Source organism: Pseudomonas sp. SWRI111 (genome assembly GCF_014268555.1).
Classification (GTDB): domain Bacteria; phylum Pseudomonadota; class Gammaproteobacteria; order Pseudomonadales; family Pseudomonadaceae; genus Aquipseudomonas; species Aquipseudomonas hamedanensis.
This window is the reverse complement of sequence record NZ_JABWQQ010000021.1, coordinates 1-16,062: the sequence shown is the minus strand read 5'-3', so window position 1 is coordinate 16,062 and position 16,062 is coordinate 1. Positions and strand designations below refer to the sequence as shown.

At 60.9% G+C, this 16,062-nt stretch carries 17 protein-coding genes; 7 read left to right on the top strand and 10 right to left on the bottom strand.

What is annotated here, in order from left to right:
* Positions 1-182 precede the first annotated feature (182 nt).
* On the bottom strand, positions 183-515 hold the full coding sequence (locus HU755_RS21620) for a hypothetical protein (RefSeq protein WP_186636314.1): 333 nt from the start codon (positions 513-515) through the stop codon (positions 183-185).
* A gap of 242 nt (positions 516-757) precedes the next feature.
* Positions 758-2,581 (bottom strand): NAD(P)/FAD-dependent oxidoreductase, encoded by a 1,824-nt coding sequence (locus HU755_RS21615; protein WP_186636311.1) that lies wholly within the window; start codon positions 2,579-2,581, stop codon positions 758-760.
* Positions 2,582-2,827: 246 nt separating this feature from the next.
* On the opposite strand from HU755_RS21615, the gene HU755_RS21610 reads away from it, so the two are divergent.
* Positions 2,828-4,717 (top strand): sigma-54-dependent Fis family transcriptional regulator, encoded by a 1,890-nt coding sequence (locus HU755_RS21610; RefSeq protein ID WP_186636309.1) that lies wholly within the window; start codon positions 2,828-2,830, stop codon positions 4,715-4,717.
* Positions 4,718-4,814: 97 nt separating this feature from the next.
* Here HU755_RS21610 and HU755_RS21605 read toward each other — a convergent pair whose 3' ends face one another.
* Positions 4,815-5,270, bottom strand: a complete 456-nt coding sequence (locus HU755_RS21605; RefSeq protein ID WP_186636308.1) for a VOC family protein — start codon at positions 5,268-5,270, stop codon at positions 4,815-4,817.
* Between the two features lie 188 nt (positions 5,271-5,458).
* Between HU755_RS21605 and HU755_RS21600 the strand changes: the two genes are divergently transcribed.
* On the top strand, positions 5,459-5,722 hold the full coding sequence (locus tag HU755_RS21600; RefSeq protein WP_186636306.1) for a hypothetical protein: 264 nt from the start codon (positions 5,459-5,461) through the stop codon (positions 5,720-5,722).
* Positions 5,723-5,780: 58 nt separating this feature from the next.
* On the opposite strand, the gene HU755_RS21595 is transcribed toward HU755_RS21600, so the two are convergent.
* Positions 5,781-6,302 (bottom strand): DUF4142 domain-containing protein, encoded by a 522-nt coding sequence (locus HU755_RS21595; RefSeq protein WP_186546452.1) that lies wholly within the window; start codon positions 6,300-6,302, stop codon positions 5,781-5,783.
* 203 nt (positions 6,303-6,505) lie between these two features.
* Here HU755_RS21595 and HU755_RS21590 point away from each other — a divergent pair, with 203 nt between their 5' ends.
* The gene (locus tag HU755_RS21590) at positions 6,506-6,754 is read left to right on the top strand and encodes a hypothetical protein (RefSeq protein WP_186619143.1); all 249 of its coding nucleotides are present in this window, start codon (positions 6,506-6,508) and stop codon (positions 6,752-6,754) included.
* 98 nt (positions 6,755-6,852) lie between these two features.
* The gene (locus tag HU755_RS21585) at positions 6,853-7,017 is read left to right on the top strand and encodes a hypothetical protein (protein ID WP_186546450.1); all 165 of its coding nucleotides are present in this window, start codon (positions 6,853-6,855) and stop codon (positions 7,015-7,017) included.
* Positions 7,018-7,124: 107 nt separating this feature from the next.
* Here the strand turns inward: HU755_RS21585 and HU755_RS21580 are convergent, their stop codons facing one another.
* The 4 genes from HU755_RS21580 to HU755_RS21565 form a co-directional block, all read right to left on the bottom strand.
* On the bottom strand, positions 7,125-8,201 hold the full coding sequence (locus tag HU755_RS21580; protein ID WP_186636304.1) for an SMP-30/gluconolactonase/LRE family protein: 1,077 nt from the start codon (positions 8,199-8,201) through the stop codon (positions 7,125-7,127).
* A complete protein-coding gene (locus HU755_RS21575; protein WP_186636301.1) occupies positions 8,198-9,343 on the bottom strand; it encodes an SRPBCC family protein in 1,146 nt (381 codons plus the stop codon). Before HU755_RS21575 ends, HU755_RS21580 begins: the two co-directional genes overlap by 4 nt.
* A 112-nt stretch (positions 9,344-9,455) precedes the next feature.
* Positions 9,456-10,319 carry a LysR family transcriptional regulator gene (locus tag HU755_RS21570; RefSeq protein WP_186546697.1) on the bottom strand — a complete coding sequence of 288 codons (864 nt, stop codon included), beginning with the start codon at positions 10,317-10,319 and terminating at the stop codon, positions 9,456-9,458.
* A 76-nt stretch (positions 10,320-10,395) separates the two neighbouring features.
* Positions 10,396-12,129: a hydrogenase maturation protein gene (locus tag HU755_RS21565; protein WP_186636298.1), complete on the bottom strand. Its 1,734-nt coding sequence runs from the start codon at positions 12,127-12,129 to the stop codon at positions 10,396-10,398.
* 410 nt (positions 12,130-12,539) lie between these two features.
* On the opposite strand from HU755_RS21565, the gene HU755_RS21560 reads away from it, so the two are divergent.
* Together HU755_RS21560 and HU755_RS21555 are read left to right on the top strand one after the other, a co-directional pair.
* Positions 12,540-13,016: an MbcA/ParS/Xre antitoxin family protein gene (locus HU755_RS21560; RefSeq protein ID WP_186636295.1), complete on the top strand. Its 477-nt coding sequence runs from the start codon at positions 12,540-12,542 to the stop codon at positions 13,014-13,016.
* The gene (locus tag HU755_RS21555) at positions 13,013-13,507 is read left to right on the top strand and encodes an RES family NAD+ phosphorylase (protein ID WP_186546445.1); all 495 of its coding nucleotides are present in this window, start codon (positions 13,013-13,015) and stop codon (positions 13,505-13,507) included. Before HU755_RS21560 ends, HU755_RS21555 begins: the two co-directional genes overlap by 4 nt.
* A 102-nt stretch (positions 13,508-13,609) precedes the next feature.
* On the opposite strand, the gene HU755_RS21550 is transcribed toward HU755_RS21555, so the two are convergent.
* Complete coding sequence (locus HU755_RS21550; RefSeq protein ID WP_016774477.1) at positions 13,610-13,927, bottom strand: SCP2 sterol-binding domain-containing protein; 318 nt, start codon at positions 13,925-13,927, stop codon at positions 13,610-13,612.
* A gap of 63 nt (positions 13,928-13,990) precedes the next feature.
* Complete coding sequence (locus tag HU755_RS21545; protein ID WP_186636292.1) at positions 13,991-14,701, bottom strand: histidine phosphatase family protein; 711 nt, start codon at positions 14,699-14,701, stop codon at positions 13,991-13,993.
* Positions 14,702-14,905: 204 nt separating this feature from the next.
* Between HU755_RS21545 and sohB the strand changes: the two genes are divergently transcribed.
* Positions 14,906-15,937 (top strand): protease SohB, encoded by a 1,032-nt coding sequence (sohB, locus tag HU755_RS21540; RefSeq protein ID WP_186546443.1) that lies wholly within the window; start codon positions 14,906-14,908, stop codon positions 15,935-15,937.
* The last annotated feature ends 125 nt before the right edge of the window (positions 15,938-16,062 follow it).

Sequence of the window (16,062 nt, the reverse complement as noted above, 5' to 3'; positions counted from 1 at the left end):
GCTCCCACAGGTTTTCGGGTGAGATTCAGGTTAGGGGCAACCCACAGAACCCATTGTGGGTGAGACTCAGGTTCGGGGCAGCCCATAAAACCCCTTGTGGTGTCTGAACCACCGCGTGCGCAAACAGAAGAGCCCTGCAGATTCAAACTCTGCAGGGCTCTTTTTCTTTCAGTATCACGAATCTATACCGCGCGTTGACCCCGTGTGCGATCCGCTCCATCCGCGGCGAGCGCCTGACCCAGCGGGGTACGATCTGAACCGTCGGCAGCCAGTGCCTGCCCTTGCGGCGTGCGGTCAGAGCCGTCTTCTGCCAAGCCGTTTTCGTCGAGACGGTTGCGACCGTTTTCTGCGAGGCTTTGGCCCTGTGGCGTGCGCTCTGAACCATCGGCGGCGAGGGTCTGCCGTGGTTCGCTGACTTGGGTAAAAAAGCGATCTTCCTGATTGGTCGGTACGGCAAAGGCGCTGGCGCTCAGAGCGAAAGTGGCGACGGCGATCAGTTGGCTTACAGTTTTCATGGCGGTGACTCCGGTCAAAGTTGATTGAGGTCCGGGTCGTTCAGATCAGCATCTGGTGAACCCGTTGCAGTGGTGTGTTCTGCATGGGGTCAGATTAGGGGTGAGGACGGTGGCGAGGTTAGGCCAATACTGTCCTCGATTTGCCTGATTCTGCAAACTGTCCGTCCTGCTCGTCGAACAGTGCATGGATACGGATGTCATGCACAAAAAAGGCGCCCAACCGAGGTCAGGCGCCTGTTGACTCAGCCCAGATGATGCCGCTCTGCAAGGCGATAAACGTCAGTATCGAGCCCTTCGAAACGGGCTTTCAGTTGCAACGCCAAATAAAGCGAATAGTGCCGTGACTGATGCAGATTGCCGCCGTGGAACCACAGGTTTTGCTGCTGGGTCGGCTTCCACATATTGCGCAGTTCGCCCTCGTAAGGACCGGGGTCGTTGGTGGTGCCGGAACCCAGGCCCCAGCAGCGGCCGACCTTGTCGGCGACTTCCTGGGAGATCAGTTTCGCCGCCCAGCCGTTCATTGAGCCGTAACCAGTGGCATAGACGATCAGGTCAGCCGGCAACCGACTGCCGTCGGTCAGCAACACGGCGTCTGCCTCAATACGCTCGACGCCCAGGCCGGGGGCGCTTTTGAGCTTGATCGTGCCATTGGCGATCAGTTCCGAGGCGCCGACGTCGATGTAATAACCCGAGCCACGGCGCACGTACTTCATAAACAGGCCCGATTCGTCGTCGCCAAAGTCGAGCATGAAACCAGCCCGGCTCAGGCGTTCGTAGAATGCCTTGTCGCGCTCTTTGATAGCGTCAAAGATCGGCCGATGAAACTGCGGCATGACCTTGTACGGAATCGAGGCGAACAGCAGGTCGGCCTTGTCCGTGGTCAAGCCTGACTCCAGCGCGTCTTCGGAATAGAGTCCGCCGAAGACCAGTTCCATCAAGCTGTCCGAGCGTACGATGTGCGTGCTGGAGCGTTGCACCATGGTGACTTCGGTGCCGTTTTCCACCAGGTCGGCGCAGATGTCATGGGCCGAATTGTTCGCGCCGATGACGACCGCGCGCTTGCCTTTCCAGGCGTCGCCGCCGGGGTGGCGGCTGGAGTGATGCTGCTGGCCCTTGAAGTCTTCGGCGCCCGGATACACGGGCACGTTGGGTACGCCCGACATGCCGGTGGCGAGGATCAGCTGCGTCGGTTGCAGGGTGATCCGCTCGCCATTGCGCAGCACGTCGACCGTCCAGCGAGCGCTTTGCTCATCGAACCGGGCACCGAGGCATTCAGTGCGCGGCCAGTAATTGAGTTCCATGACTTTGCTGTACATCTCCAGCCAGTCGCCGATCTGGTCTTTCGGTGTGAACACCGGCCAGTGGTCGGGGAAGGGCAGGTAAGGCATGTGGTCGTACCAGACCGGATCGTGCAGGCACAGCGATTTGTAGCGACCACGCCACTGATCGCCAGGACGCTCGGCTTTGTCGATGATCAGCGTCGGCACGCCCAGGCGCTTGAGTCGTGCACCGAGGCCGAGGCCGCCCTGGCCGCCACCGACGATCAGGCAGTACGGCTGCGTGGTGAGGCCCAGCGCTGCCTCTTCATCGCGACGGCGTTCCAGCCAGTTGCGTTTGTCGGCGTGGGCCTGGCCGTGGCTGGCGCCCATCGGCCGGCGGCGCCCGCTGGGTTCTTCGAAGCCCTTGAGTTCGCGCATGGTCGTCAGCAGCGTCCAGCACAAACCGTCCTTCAGGCGCACGTAGCCTTTGCCGCGGGCCGCGTCGGTTTCCAGGCTCATCCAGCCTTCGAGCACACCGTCGGTGAGCGTGGCTTCACCTTCGAGTTTCCAGCGCTCGGGCCGGGTCTGCTCGAGGCATGTTTCGAGCAGGTCGCGAATCGCGGATTTGCCTTCCAGCGTGACGAGGTTCCAACTGAACAGCAGCAAGTCACGCCAGTGACATTCGTCGGCGAACAACTCCAGCGTGCCGTCCACATCTCGTTGCGCGAGCCGCTCGCCGAGGCGTTCGACCCAGGCGGCGAGTTGCGCCGTTGGCGATTGCAAAGGTGTATCGATAGCGATGTTCATGGGGCCACTCCCGATCTTGTTTTTGTGGGTAAGCCCTGACACCAGAGCAAGGCTTGGGCCATCTCGTTGAAAGCCACGATGCAGACGGGCTGATGCGCTATTTGGCAAGGCCGCAAAGGGCGCCATGTCACGAATTTGGGAATGGCGCATGACACTGTGTCACGCGGCGCAAAGTTCCCTCGCGGCAGGCTTTTCATCTAAGCTGCGGTCACACCCGTGTCTTCACCGAAGCGGAGTACAACAATAATGAAACCGGCCTCGATCAATGCCCATGCGCGCCAGGTGATGCAAGCCGTGCAGGGCAGCGTTGCCAGTCACAGTGCGGCGGCAGACAGGGCGATCACCCGCTCGTGGCGGCGTTGCCTCGATCAATATCAGCTCGATCCCGCCAGCCCCCGCGCACCGGATGTGCTGGAACAGGCGCGCTTGCGCGAACACCGCGCGCCGCTGGAGCACATCATTGCCGTGGCGCATTGGCAGATGAACAGCCTGCACCAGCAACTGGGGCGCGACGGCCATGTCGTGCTGCTCACCGATGCCCGGGGTGTGGCGATCGACAGTGTGTTCAACGAGTCCGAGCGCGTCGAATTCCAGCGCTCCGGGCTGTGGCTGGGCTCGGTCTGGAGCGAGGAGCATGAGGGCACCAACGGTGTCGGCACCTGCCTGGTCGAGCGCCAGCATGTGACCATCCGCCGTGATGAGCATTTTCGCGGCAAGCACGTTGGTCTCACCTGTTCGGCCAGCCCGATATTCGACGCAAGCGGTGAGTTGCTCGCGGTCCTCAACCTGTCTTCCGTGCGCGAGGAAAACAGCCTTGAGCAACGCTTCAAAGCCATGGCGCTGACCAACCTGTCGGCCAAGCTGATCGAGAGCTGCTATTTCCTCGGGCACGAGCCGCAGCGCTATCTGCTGCGTTTTCATCCGGACGCCGGGTTTGTCGGGCTGCTGGGTGAAGGCCTTATCAGTTTCGATGAAAGCGCGCGCATCTGTTCGGTCAATGAGGCGGCGCTGGATCTGTTGGGCCTGGCCCGGGAACAAATGGTCGGGCAGTCACTGACGATGCTCCTGGAAACCCCGATGGAGCAGCTGATGAGTCCCAGCTTGCAGCCGAACGTATGCTGGCCGATGCGCCTGGTCGACGGGCGCCTGTTCTACGGCCAGTTGCGCGAGCCGATTCGCCCGGCGCCGCTGACCCTGGCGCCTGTTCCCAATCTCCACGACGAGCGCGTCTGCCTCGAAGACCCGCGTCTGCAACGCGGATTCGCTCGGGCGCTGCGTGTGCTGGAGCGCGATGTGCCGGTGTTTCTGCAGGGCGAAACCGGCACCGGCAAAGAGGCATTCGCGGCGGCGCTGCACCGCGCCAGTTCCAGAGCTGGCCAGCCGTTTGTTGCGATCAACTGCGCGGCCATTCCCGAGACGCTGATCGAAAGCGAGCTGTTCGGCTACCGCGGTGGTAGTTTCACCGGCGCACGCAAGGACGGCATGGTCGGCAAACTGGAGCAGGCCCACGGCGGCATTCTGTTCCTCGATGAAATCGGTGATATGCCACTGGCGTTGCAGACGCGCCTGTTGCGCGTGCTCGAGGAGCGTCAGGTGGTGCCGCTGGGCAGTGCCACTGCACGTGCGCTCGACGTCCGTCTGATCAGTGCCAGTCACCAGAATCTGCAGGCCTGCGTGGTCGAGGGGCGCTTGCGCGAAGACCTGTTTTATCGCATCGCCGGTTTCACCGTTGAGCTGCCGCCATTGCGTGAGCGCTCCGACAAGGGCCGTCTGCTCGACCTGTTGCTGTGTGAGGAAGCAGCAGGCGCCAAGGTGCGACTGGAGGCGGGTGTCAGGGCGCGTTTGCTGGCCCAGCCTTGGCCGGGCAACGTCCGGCAGTTGCGCACGTGCTTGCGCACCCTGGTGGCGCTGGCGGTGGAGGGGCGCGTCACGCTGCACGATCTGGAAGAGCTGATGCCGGCGCCCGCGAACGCCGAGCCGGCCGAAGACCCGCTGGGCATCAGCGAACGGCAGACGTTGTTGCGCTTGATGGAGGCGCAACACTGGCATGTCGCCCGCGTTGCCGCGCGCTTGGGCATCAGTCGCAATACGCTCTATCGCAAACTGCGACAGCACGGGATTTCGCGACCGGGATGAGGGGCGCTGGGTGTACGCGCATCGACCCAAGACCTGCGCCGCTGATCTTCCAGTAGCCAACCGAACTGCCGAGAGCCGATATCCAGCGCTGCCCCCTTCAGGAAAATGCCGCTGCCACGAACGCCTCTAGCGTCTTGTGTTCAAGGATTTCGATCGAGAAGTGTCCGAAGCGCTTCGGCAACCAGATAATGCGTGTTCCGGACGGAGATTGCAGATTTGCGCGGGCCAGTGGCTTGCCGTTTTCGTCTTCTGGCTGAACACCGGCGGCGATCAGTTCGTCGTAGGCTTTCTCGATGTCCGGCGTCGAGTAGCAATGGCGATAAATCATCCCTTCGCCCGAGGCGTCCAACAGGGTCTTCAGATTGCCCGCCAACGGCTGAACTAACATGAAACGCTCCTCACCGATCAGCGCAATGGCGTAGCGCACGTGCAGACCGCCTCGCTCCCAAACGAGGGTTTTCGAGATTTTGGCATTCAGTATCTGTGCGTAGTAAGCACAGGCTTCTTCCAAGTCATTAACCAGTACGTCCACGTGACTGAACTTCAGATCCATTGCAGCTTTCCCTGTTTAGCGATCGCCATGTTATACCCGCCGCACTCAGAAATCGGTGGGTTCCCTGACGCGATAGCCCGGCTGCGGATTATTTTGAACGAATCCGTGGCGTCGGGCTTCGAATCTGCATGGCCGGTGTGTTCCAGCTGGCCACAAGAGAAGGACGCAGGACTATCAATGAGGTGGATATGAACGAGCCAGTGCTGCAAACGCAAAATCAGTCCCCTGAATCGGTCAACCGCAACGATCCGGCCATCGACCCGCACGCACCCGGGCAGAATACCCCTGCGCCCGCTGAAAAAGGCCAGGCGGACAGTGCGTCCAGCGAGGTGGATCAGAAGCAGCACCACAGCGATAACAGCAACGAATTCAGCCCCGGCTTCAAGCCCGAACCGGAGCGGCCCGCACCGGGTGAGGATACGGATGCCGATATCGATACCGACGGCGGTTGATCGACACGCAACGCAAAAAGGCCGCATCGAAGGATGCGGCCTTTTTGGTGCCCGGCGGTTACTTGCTCGGGTGTTTAGCTTGCAGTTCTTTGGCGTGACTGAGGTGTTTTTCCAGCGCCGGCAGCATTTTCTGCGCAAACGCTTTCAGTTCCGTGGCGCCTTTGGCCTTGTCATCGGTCACGGTATTGGCTTGTTCCTTGAACAGCTTGATGGTTTCTTCGTGGGCCATGACCTGGTTGTTGGCGTAGGCCGCATCGAACGATTCGTCGCGCATGTCGAGAATCTTGGCCTTGGCCTGCTTGGTCAAGGTGGTGGTGTCCGGCACTTCGATGTCGTTGGCCTTGGCAATCGCCGCCAGCTCATCGTTGGCCTTGCCGTGATCGGTGATCATCTGGTTGGCGAATGCCTTGATGTCGGCCGACTGGCTTTTTTCCAGAGCCAGGCGACTGGTCTCGATTTCGGCGATGCCGCTGGCGGCAGCGTTGTCGACAAAGTCGTTGGAAGTGGCAGCAAAGGCCGAGCCCATGCCAGCACTCAGTGCAACAGCCAGAGCGAGATGACGCAAATTGAATCCGTCCATTGGGTATCTCCACGCAGGTTTTTGTGAGCGGTATCCAATGGAGCGAGCGCAGGCGGCAAAGGTTTTATCGCATTTGCGACAGGGCGACGAACGGACACCGCTGGTCTGACAGGGAGTCGACAGATGCGTCCGACCAAGGCCATGCTGGTAAAGAACCAGCGCATCGGTCGCGTTGGTTACCGATCAACTGATGGAGGTGTTTCATGCCGGTTTCACATGATCTGTATCAGGACCTGGGCTGCAAAAAGGAAGAGATCGAGCAGAAACGCTCCAAGGATCCGAAACTGGATTCGTTGCTCAACAAGTATTTCGAAGCGGATAAAGAAGTGGTCGAGGCCGAGGATGCAGAGTCGCTCGGCGATGACGCGTTGAAAAAACTCAAAGAGAAGCGCGTTATCGTCAAGGAACAGATCGTCGCCCGGTTGGCCGGTCAGCCTCTGAGCGGCCAGTAAACGCCCGACCCGTGGCGGCCATCTGAGGGAACGGCGACAGCGAACGGCACCTCCAATGTGCAGAGTCTGTACATCATGGACTCGTTGCGAGGTGCCTCATGAATGATCCCAGGTTTCCCAGCGAAGAGCAGGGCGGTTTCGACCCGATTCCCACCCGGCCCGAACCGAACAGCCCGGCGCATACCACCACCCAACCCGAAGAGCCTGTCGAGGAACTCCCGCCGGACGACGATCCCGACAAGTTTGATAGGTCCAGTAACTGACAGACCGCTATCGCGAGCAGGCTCACTCCCACAAGGAAATGCATTCTCCCTGTGGGAGCGAGCCTGCTCGCGAAGGCGTCCGTTGGTTCAGCGCAAATTCTGCAGAATCACTTCAACGCCGCATCCAGCGCCAACCGCCCCATGTGCGTCGCCTTCAACGAACCGAAATACAACCACTGCCCATACTCGCGCACCGTGGTGATCGGCGAGTAATTTCCGCTGCTGGCGTCCTGCAGATTGGCAATCACCTTGCCGTCCACATCCAGCCCCAGCACAAACCCGCGCTTCTCCACCGGTTTCGGCAGCACCGTCAGCGCCCGGACAATCATCTTGCGCACAAACGGGTGCCCGGCGGTGCCGTCGAGCAGGGCGTTGCGTGGCGCATACAAGGCCACCCAGAATCGGTCGCTGCCATTGAACGACAGATTGTCCGGCAGTCCCGGCAGGTTCTCGATGAACAGGTCGTGCGTGCCGGCCTTGGGACCCTTCAGCCAGTAGCGGCTGATGCGGTAAGCCCCGGTTTCATTGACCAGCACATAGGCCTCGTCCGGGCCGAGGGTCACGCCGTTGGCGAACTCCAGTTTGTCCAGCAGCAGGCTGGTCTTGCCGGTCTGAAAGTCGTAGCGCAGCAGGCGTCCGTCACCGCCGTGTTCGATGATCGCCTCACCGTCATGGCCATAGCCCCAGCGGCTTGAGGCATCGCTGAAGTAGGCGTAATGCCCGGACTTGTCGATCGCCACATCATCGGTAAAACCGAACGCCAAGCCATTGGCCTCGGTGGTCAAGGCGATCACCCGTCCCTGGGCGTCGAGGGACAGCAAGCCCTTGACCGCGTCGGCAATCACCAGCAAACCGCCGGGATGGCGGGCCAGCCCCAGAGGCCTGCCGCCGGTGTCGGCCAGCACCTTGCGCTGGCTGCCATCGAGGCTGCTGCGGATCAGCCGGCCGTCATGCAGGCCAGTGATCAGATAGTCGTCCTCCAGCAACAACGCCTCGGGGCCGTCGATGTCGCTCGGCCCGACTTTCGCCACACCTTTGAGGCGCTGGTTCTCGGCGTAAAGCCCGGCTGTCAGCGACGGCGCCGGTGGCGGTGTCCAGGCCACCGGTTCGACGCGGGTGGGCATCAACAATAAAAATCCGCCGACCAGAACGAGCAGCAACCACAGCCCATGACTTATTCTCACGCGCTGGCCCTCGCCGACGCGATGTCCTGCGCGGCCCTGTCGCGCAACGCCAGCAGCGAGGCCGCAGACTCACGTTCGATGCGCCGTTTGAGCAGCAGGCGATTGGCGATGCGCATGATGAGGCCGTCAAAGCGATACTCCAGCGTGCGCACAAAACGCGTGCCGTCACCTTCAGCCGAACACTCGTAAGTCAGCCGCAACGACAGCCTCTGATCGCTTTGCGCAAGCGCACACCAGCGTCGGCCCGGCAAATATTCCGTGACTTCCCAGCGCAAATGCCCGGCACGTCCGCCGGCATGGATGTCCTCTTCAAAACGCGCGCCGGCATGCAGCGGACCCTGCGGGCCGTCGATCTTCAACGACGACGGATGCCACTGCGGCCAACGGCTGGCGCTGGCGGCATAGGCGAGGACGGCAACGGGTTCGCCAGTGATATCGATCGAGTGCTGCAGGCGGGTCATGGGCATTGTCGAAGCGCTCAAAGGGGCGGATTCCGGCTCCCGGTAAAGGGTGCCGAACAGGGTGTCCATCAACGGCAGGACAATATTGAAATTGCGCACCTGCATGCACTCGCGGCGGTGGTGCAGTGCGTGCAAGTGGCGCATCTGGCGGATCCACGGCAAACGCGCCAGCGGATGGCCCGCCGGCAGGTGTTCACAGGCGTGAAACACCTCGTACGTCAGATAGCCGAGCACCATGCAGCCGCCGAACAGCCCGGCAACGTTGGCGTTGATCTGTGCGAGCAACCACCACAGCGGCAGCGTGATGAGCAATATATGCAGCACGATAAGCCACGCCGGAAACAGGATCACCCGCCAGTCACGGGCGCTGTCGTAGGCCATGTGGCCGGGGGTGAAAAAGCTGTGATGATCGCCGGCATGCCGGGCATAGAACATCCTGGCAAAGGGCTTTTTATGGTGGCCGAGATGACGGTGAACCATGTACACGCCAAAATTGAACAACAGCAACGTCAGCGGAACGGTCAGCCATTGCTGCCAACTGACCTGTTGCACGGTACTCCAGAAAGCGCCGATGGCCAGCACGCCGAACAGCAGCACAAAAGCACCGTGCAGCCACGGGTTATACAGCGGATGAATGGCCGCCCGGTAACGGCTGCGGAATGCCTCGGTGGTTTGCCTCACTGCGCTCACCTGCGGGTATTGTTGTTATACCCGGCAGATTAGCCGATCCATGGCCGCGTGCCGGGCCAACCTTGAGGCCACATGCGCCATGCACTGGAGTGAAGGCGCCGTCTCAGCTCAACGGGTTCCAGCGCTGCGACCAGTCGTCATCGGTGCGAATCACTTCGCGCAGCAGATCGAACGCGTGTTGCAGGGTCGTCGAGTCGCGATCGCGGGAGTACACGAGATAGGTCGGATAGCCGAACTCCGGCGCTTTGGTCACGATTTCCAGCGCACCGTTTTCCAGATAGGTGCGCACCACGCGAGTACGAAAGTAGCCGCTGCCGCCGTGTTCGAGGATGTATTGCAGGGCCAGCGGGCCGAGGTTGAAACTCAGCGCAGCCTTGGCTTTTTCTGGCAGGGCGGCATCGTGCTGACGGCGGAAATCCGGACCCCAATCGATATAGACATAGGGATCGGGCCGCTCGGGTGCGCGCACCAGAATCAGTTTTTCCTCCAGCACCTGCTCGACCTGCAGGCCCGGCCAGTACTCCGGCTGATAGACCAGCGCGGCGTCGAGCACGCCCAGTTCCAGTTGGCGCAGCAGGTTCTCGCCGTCGCGGATTTCCATGCGCAGGGCATGGCTGGGAATGTGCTCGCGCAGTTCGGCGGCCCAACTGAGCATCAGTGGATTGCACAAGCTGACCTCGCCGCCGATGTGCAGCACGTTGTGATAGCCCTCCGGCAGCGGCAGATCGCGGCGCGCAGCCTCCCAGGTCTGCACCAGTTGATTGGCGTAGACCACGAAGGCTTCGCCGTTGGGCGTCAGCCTGGCCCCGGCGCGGTTACGCACGAACAGCGTGCTGCCCAACTGGCTTTCAAGTTTCTGCACCCGGGCGGTGATCGCCGTTTGCGTGACGAACAGCTTCTGCGCCGCCGCGGCGAGGCTGCCGTGACGAACGATTTCCAGAAAAGTGCGGGCGAGATCGATGTCCATGGGCGGGCCGGTGTTGGAGAATGGGCGCATTGTAAGTGCCCACGGGACCCCCGTCATCGTTCAATCGCGAGCGGACTCACGCCTGCACGGGAGACTCGGTCACTTCCACTTCACCCGACTGCGCCCATGCTTCGACCAACCGCGCCGGTGTGCCGCAAGCTTTGCGCTTGTACACGAAGTGGCGGCACTTTTCGGCGAACCCGTGGCGGTTCAAGCACATGTCCTGCTGCATCTGCCGCAACTCGGCCTCGCGGCATTGGCGGATAAGCGCGTGATCAACCTGCGACTTGCGCTCACGCACCGCCGCGTACGTCGGGTCGCTCAGCACGCTGTTGGCCCGCTGCAGCAACCACAATGAAAATTCGTCCGGGCAACGCGGGCCGATCTCCTGAACCATGCCCAATTGCCAGGCCTCGCTCGCGCTCACCGGCAGACAGGCCTGGGTCAGTTGTTCGGCCATCGCCGGGCCGACCGCGCGGGGCAGGCTGTAGGTCCAGAATTCCGAGCCGTACAGACCCATGCTCTTGTAGTGCGGGTTAAGCACGATCCCGGCGCGGGCAAACACGATGTCGGCGGCCAGCGCAAGCATCACGCCACCGGCGCCGGCATTGCCCGTCACGCCGCTGACCACCAGTTGCCGCGCACTGAGCAGCTCCTCGCAGACATCGTCGATGGCCTGAATGTTCGCCCAGGCTTCAGCGCCCGGATCCTGTGCGGCCTGAATCACATTCAGGTGCACGCCGTTGGAAAAACTGCCACGGCCACCCTTGATCAGCAGCACTTGAGTGTCGCGGGCCTTGGCCCAACGCAGCGCCGCGACCATGCGCTCGCACTGCTCGGTGCTCATGGCGCCGTTATAGAACTCGAACGTCAGCTCGCCGACGTGTCCGCACTCGCGATACCGCAGCGGTTGATAGGCTTCGGTGCTGAACGCCTGAGTGGCAAACGCCGCGTCCAGCACCGGGACATCCGCCAACTGCCCGGCCAGCACATGCCGCGCCGGTTGCTTGAAGGTTTCTTCGCCGGGTTGCGGTTTGCGCCGCAGCGAGCCGATCCACAGGCTCTGATCGCCGGTCGCCACCAGCACCGCATCGTCACGCACTGCGAGCAGTTCGCCCGGCACGCCGCTGCGCGCGTCAAGGTGCGCATCAAACAGGTAATACTGACCGCCCGCCAGGCTGGCCAGCACGCCGGGCTGTCCGTCCGCCGCGTCGATGCAGCGTTTGATAAAACGCGCGCAATCGTGCCAGCTGAAGCTGCGATCGGCCTGTTTCATGTTCGCCTGCAAACGACCGCGAACGTTCGGATCGGCATAGTCCAGTTCAACCGGCACATAGCCTTCGACGAATTTTTCTACCACTTCGCGAATGCACACCATCGCCGCGTCGCTGACCCGGCCGTTGTACAGCTCGGATTTGCGCAGGCCCGCCGGCAGGTTGAATTCACAGGTGGCCCACACCGGGCCGGCATCCATCTCTTCCACGGCTTGCAGAGCGGTAACGCCCCAGCGCGACAACTCGTGGGTAATCGCCCAGTCCAGCGCGCTGGCGCCACGGTCGCCGACGATGCCCGGGTGAATGATCACCACCGGCCGCTGGCGGTTACGCCACAGTGCTTGCGGCACGCGGTCCTTGAGAAACGGGCAAATCACCAGATCGGCGCCGCTGTGTTCGATCTGTTCGCACACGGCGTCTTCGTCGGTAAACACCACGACGCTGGGGGAGTGCCCGGCCTGACGCAGCTCCAGCCAGGCACGCTGGGTCAAGCCGTTGAACGCGGAGGACAGCAGAATGATATTGAGTGCTCGCATGAGGTTTCTTCCTTGAACGGGATCGGCCGCAGGCTCCCGGTGAGCCGTCCTTGGCCTTCGATGGAGCGGGGAGAATAATCAGTGACTGCCTGGCCCCATGTGACCGGGGTCAACGTTGTGTCAGACGAAGGCTTCAGTTCAGTCGCTGAATTTCCGTTTAAGTCCTACGCAAGCGTGACCGTTTCGATCAGATGAAGGGATATTTCTGACGACTCTTTCAGGTTGGTCGTCGGACGCTGGATCTATAGCATCAGCTCCAGACATTGAAGTCAGCGAGCGTACTGATCGCTCGAAGCCCGGACAAAGGATGGAATATGCGAATCCCACTGATTGAAAGCCATACCCCTGCCTACTCCCCACGCCATTACTGGCGCGACGATCGCGCCAGATGCCCCTCGGAGGCCGTCGCCATGCCCACCGCCAAAGCGCCCCGGCTAACCGGATTGAACAGGCTCGAAGGCAAGCCTCTGGAGTTGTTACTGCGCGGGCAGGACACGGGTGATGACCCGATGCTCATTCTCCGTTGCACCAGCGAAGGGTTTGAACTGCTCGATGTCGTCAACATGCTCGCCACCTGCGAGCTCTATCAGCAAGGCGATCTGGTCAAGCGTATCACCGGCAGGTCTGTCAGAACGGTGCGGCGCCTGCTCAAGGAAGCCATACCGGTGCGCCTGGACACGCAGCAAAGCATCATCGCCTACCAATACGCCTCGGCTTTGGAACTGGCCAATGAAGTGTTTGGACGTCAGGCGAAGGCGGAGTCCTGGCTACAACAACGCTCGACCTACTTCTATGATCACGTGCCACTCGATCTGGTTGGACATGCATTGGGATTCCGGATGGTGGAGGAGTATCTGAACCAGATCAAATACGGGGTTTATCAATGAATCCCTTGCCATGGGATGATCGTTGGTACGCCTGGCGACTGGATCGCGAGGTGTACAGCGATACCTGGAGCAGCGGCCTGGGCTCGAAACGGGACGGCGGCCGATGGAATACACCCGGACGCAGAGTTGTTTACGCGTCAGTCGATCCATCCACGGCCATTTTGGAGGTAGCCGCCCATGGCAGTTTCGATGCGCTCGATCAGGAACCTTATGTGTTGACCTGTTTTGAAATCATCCATGAAGCCAGCGTCAGAATTGTCCAGCCGGAAGACGTGCCCAATCCGCATTGGCTCAACCCGATAAGAGCGTCACCCAACCAGCGAAAGTTTGCCGACGCGCTGTTGGCTGAGCACCCATTCATACTGGTGCCCTCGGTGGCAACCAGACACTCCTGGAATCTGCTGGTGAGTTGCGACCTGGCGGAAGGTCAGTTCCGAATGGTTTCGCAAGAACGATTTGGGCTGGACACGCGGTTATTGCAGGAGGTCTGAGCGTGTTTCAGCAAGCGGAGGGTGAAGCCGACTCTTCACTTTTTCGGATGCTTAAATGACAAATCCCGCCAGACGACGGGATTTGTTTGACCGAACGGCTTCTTACGAAGGGAACAGCTCGGACAGTTTCATCGACAGCATCATGTCGCCTTCAACGCGCAGCTTGCCGCCCATGAATGCCTGCATGCCGTCGGTTTCGCCGCTGACGATGTCTTTCAAGGTCTGGCTATCCAGCACCAGCGTGCAGTTGGCGTCCGGGTTTTCGCCTTCCTGGATGTCGCAAGTGCCATCCTTGACGATCAGCGCGTACTGCTTGTCTTCGTCGGTGATGTTGAAACCGAAGACCAGATCCAGACCGGCAGCGGCGGCTGGGTTGAACTTGGCTTGCATTGCTTTTACGGCATCAGCTACGGAGGTCATGGTTCGATCCTTTCTTGGTAATAGGAGCTGGGTGAATACAGCTAGGGTCACAGTAAGCCGGACTCAGCGGAAAGTGATGAGTTCCGGGGCCTTCAGCAGTTGCAGGTGTGCGTGACTGTTGAAGGAAGCCAGAGCCACCTCGCGACCACGAAACTTCAGTTGGTTGAGCGAGGTGTTGACGATCTGCCAGTTCAGTTCAAAGGCCTGTCGGGCAGGCATTTGGGTAATGAGGTGGAGCAGGGCGGTGATGGTGCCGCCAGAGGTGAATACCGCGATGGTCTGGTTTTTTTGCGCCAGATCAAGGATGCGGTGCAGCCCGGCCTGAACCCGGTCGACGAACCCCAGCCAGCTCTCCAGGCCGGGTGTGTCGTAGGTGCCAGCCAGCCAGCGTTCGACGATCAAGGCGAAGATGCGTTGGAACTCGCCACGGTTCTGGGCGGCGTTGCGCAGGATGTCGAGGGCTTCGGGCTCATCCGGCAGCATGGCCGGGAGCAGGGCGCGAATCACCGCGTCGGCATCGAATTCGTTGAACGCGGAGTCGGTTTCCAGGACCGGCACCGGCAGGCCTTTGGCGCTGAACTGATCCAAGGCGCTGGTGGCGGTGTGTTGCTGACGGCGCAGGTCGCCGGCGAGGCAGCGATCGAAGCGGATCCCCAGCTCGGCAAGGTGCTGGCCGAGGATTTCTGCCTGCCGTACGCCGGTCGCCGACAGGACGTCATAATCGTCTGCACCGAAGGAGGCCTGGCCATGTCGAATCAAGTAAATGCTGCCCACGTCCGCGTCATCCCGGTACGTTGAAGGTTTGGCGAGGTTATGAGGATGGCGGTGAGCTGTCAATGAAAAAACATACGCTTGTTTGAAATGCCCGTTACAGGCCTGTTGCCAGAGGTTTCACGGCTGGCCGACCGGTCAGCGCATGGGTATGCTTGGACCATCCCGCGTGTGTTTCACTTTCACGCATTGCTTTGAGGAGTCTCTGTGGATTTTTTCACCGAATACGCCAGTTTCCTGGCCAAGACCGTCACCCTGGTGATTGCCATCCTGGTGGTGCTCGCCAGTTTTGCCGCGTTGCGCAGCAAGGGCCGGCGCAAGTCGGCGGGGCAGTTGCAGGTCAGCAAGCTCAACGATTTCTACAAAGGCTTGCGCGAGCGCCTGGAGCAGACGTTGCTCGACAAGGACCAGCTCAAGGCCTTGCGCAAGGGCGAAGCGAAAACCGAGAAAAGCGAGAAGAAGCAGAAGAACAAACCTCAAACCCGGCCACGGGTCTTTGTGCTCGACTTCGATGGCGACATCAAAGCCTCGGCCACTGAAAGCCTGCGCCACGAAATCACTGCATTGCTGACCCTGGCGACGCCGAAAGACGAAGTGGTCCTGCGCCTGGAAAGCGGCGGCGGAATGGTGCACAGCTATGGCCTGGCCTCCTCGCAACTGGCGCGGATCCGCGAGGCCGGCGTGCCGTTGACCGTGTGCATCGACAAGGTCGCGGCCAGCGGCGGCTACATGATGGCGTGCATCGGCGAGAAGATCATCAGCGCGCCGTTCGCCATCCTCGGTTCCATCGGCGTGGTTGCCCAGTTGCCTAACGTCAACCGCCTGCTGAAGAAACACGATATTGATTTCGAAGTGCTGACCGCCGGTGAATACAAACGCACCCTGACCGTGTTTGGCGAAAACACCGAAAAAGGCCGAGAGAAGTTTCAGGAAGACCTGGACATCACCCATCAGTTGTTCAAGAACTTCGTTGCCCGTTATCGCCCGCAACTGGCGATCGACGAAGTCGCCACGGGTGAAGTCTGGCTAGGCATTGCAGCGCTCGACAAGCAATTGGTGGACGAACTCAAGACCAGTGATGAATACCTGGCCGACCGGGCGAAGAAAGCCGAGGTTTACCATCTGCATTACGCCGAGCGCAAAAGCCTGCAGGAACGTATCGGCATGGCTGCCAGCGGTTCGGTCGACCGCGTACTGCTGAACTGGTGGAGTCGCCTGACTCAACAACGCTTCTGGTAAATCTCCAGGCATAAAAAAACGCCGGTCACATGATCGGCGTTTTTATGTGTGCGCCAGGCATGGCGCGTTGCGCGTAAGCGCAACCAGCTTGGCTGTGGTGGCCTCGCTGGTGACTTGGAGGTGCA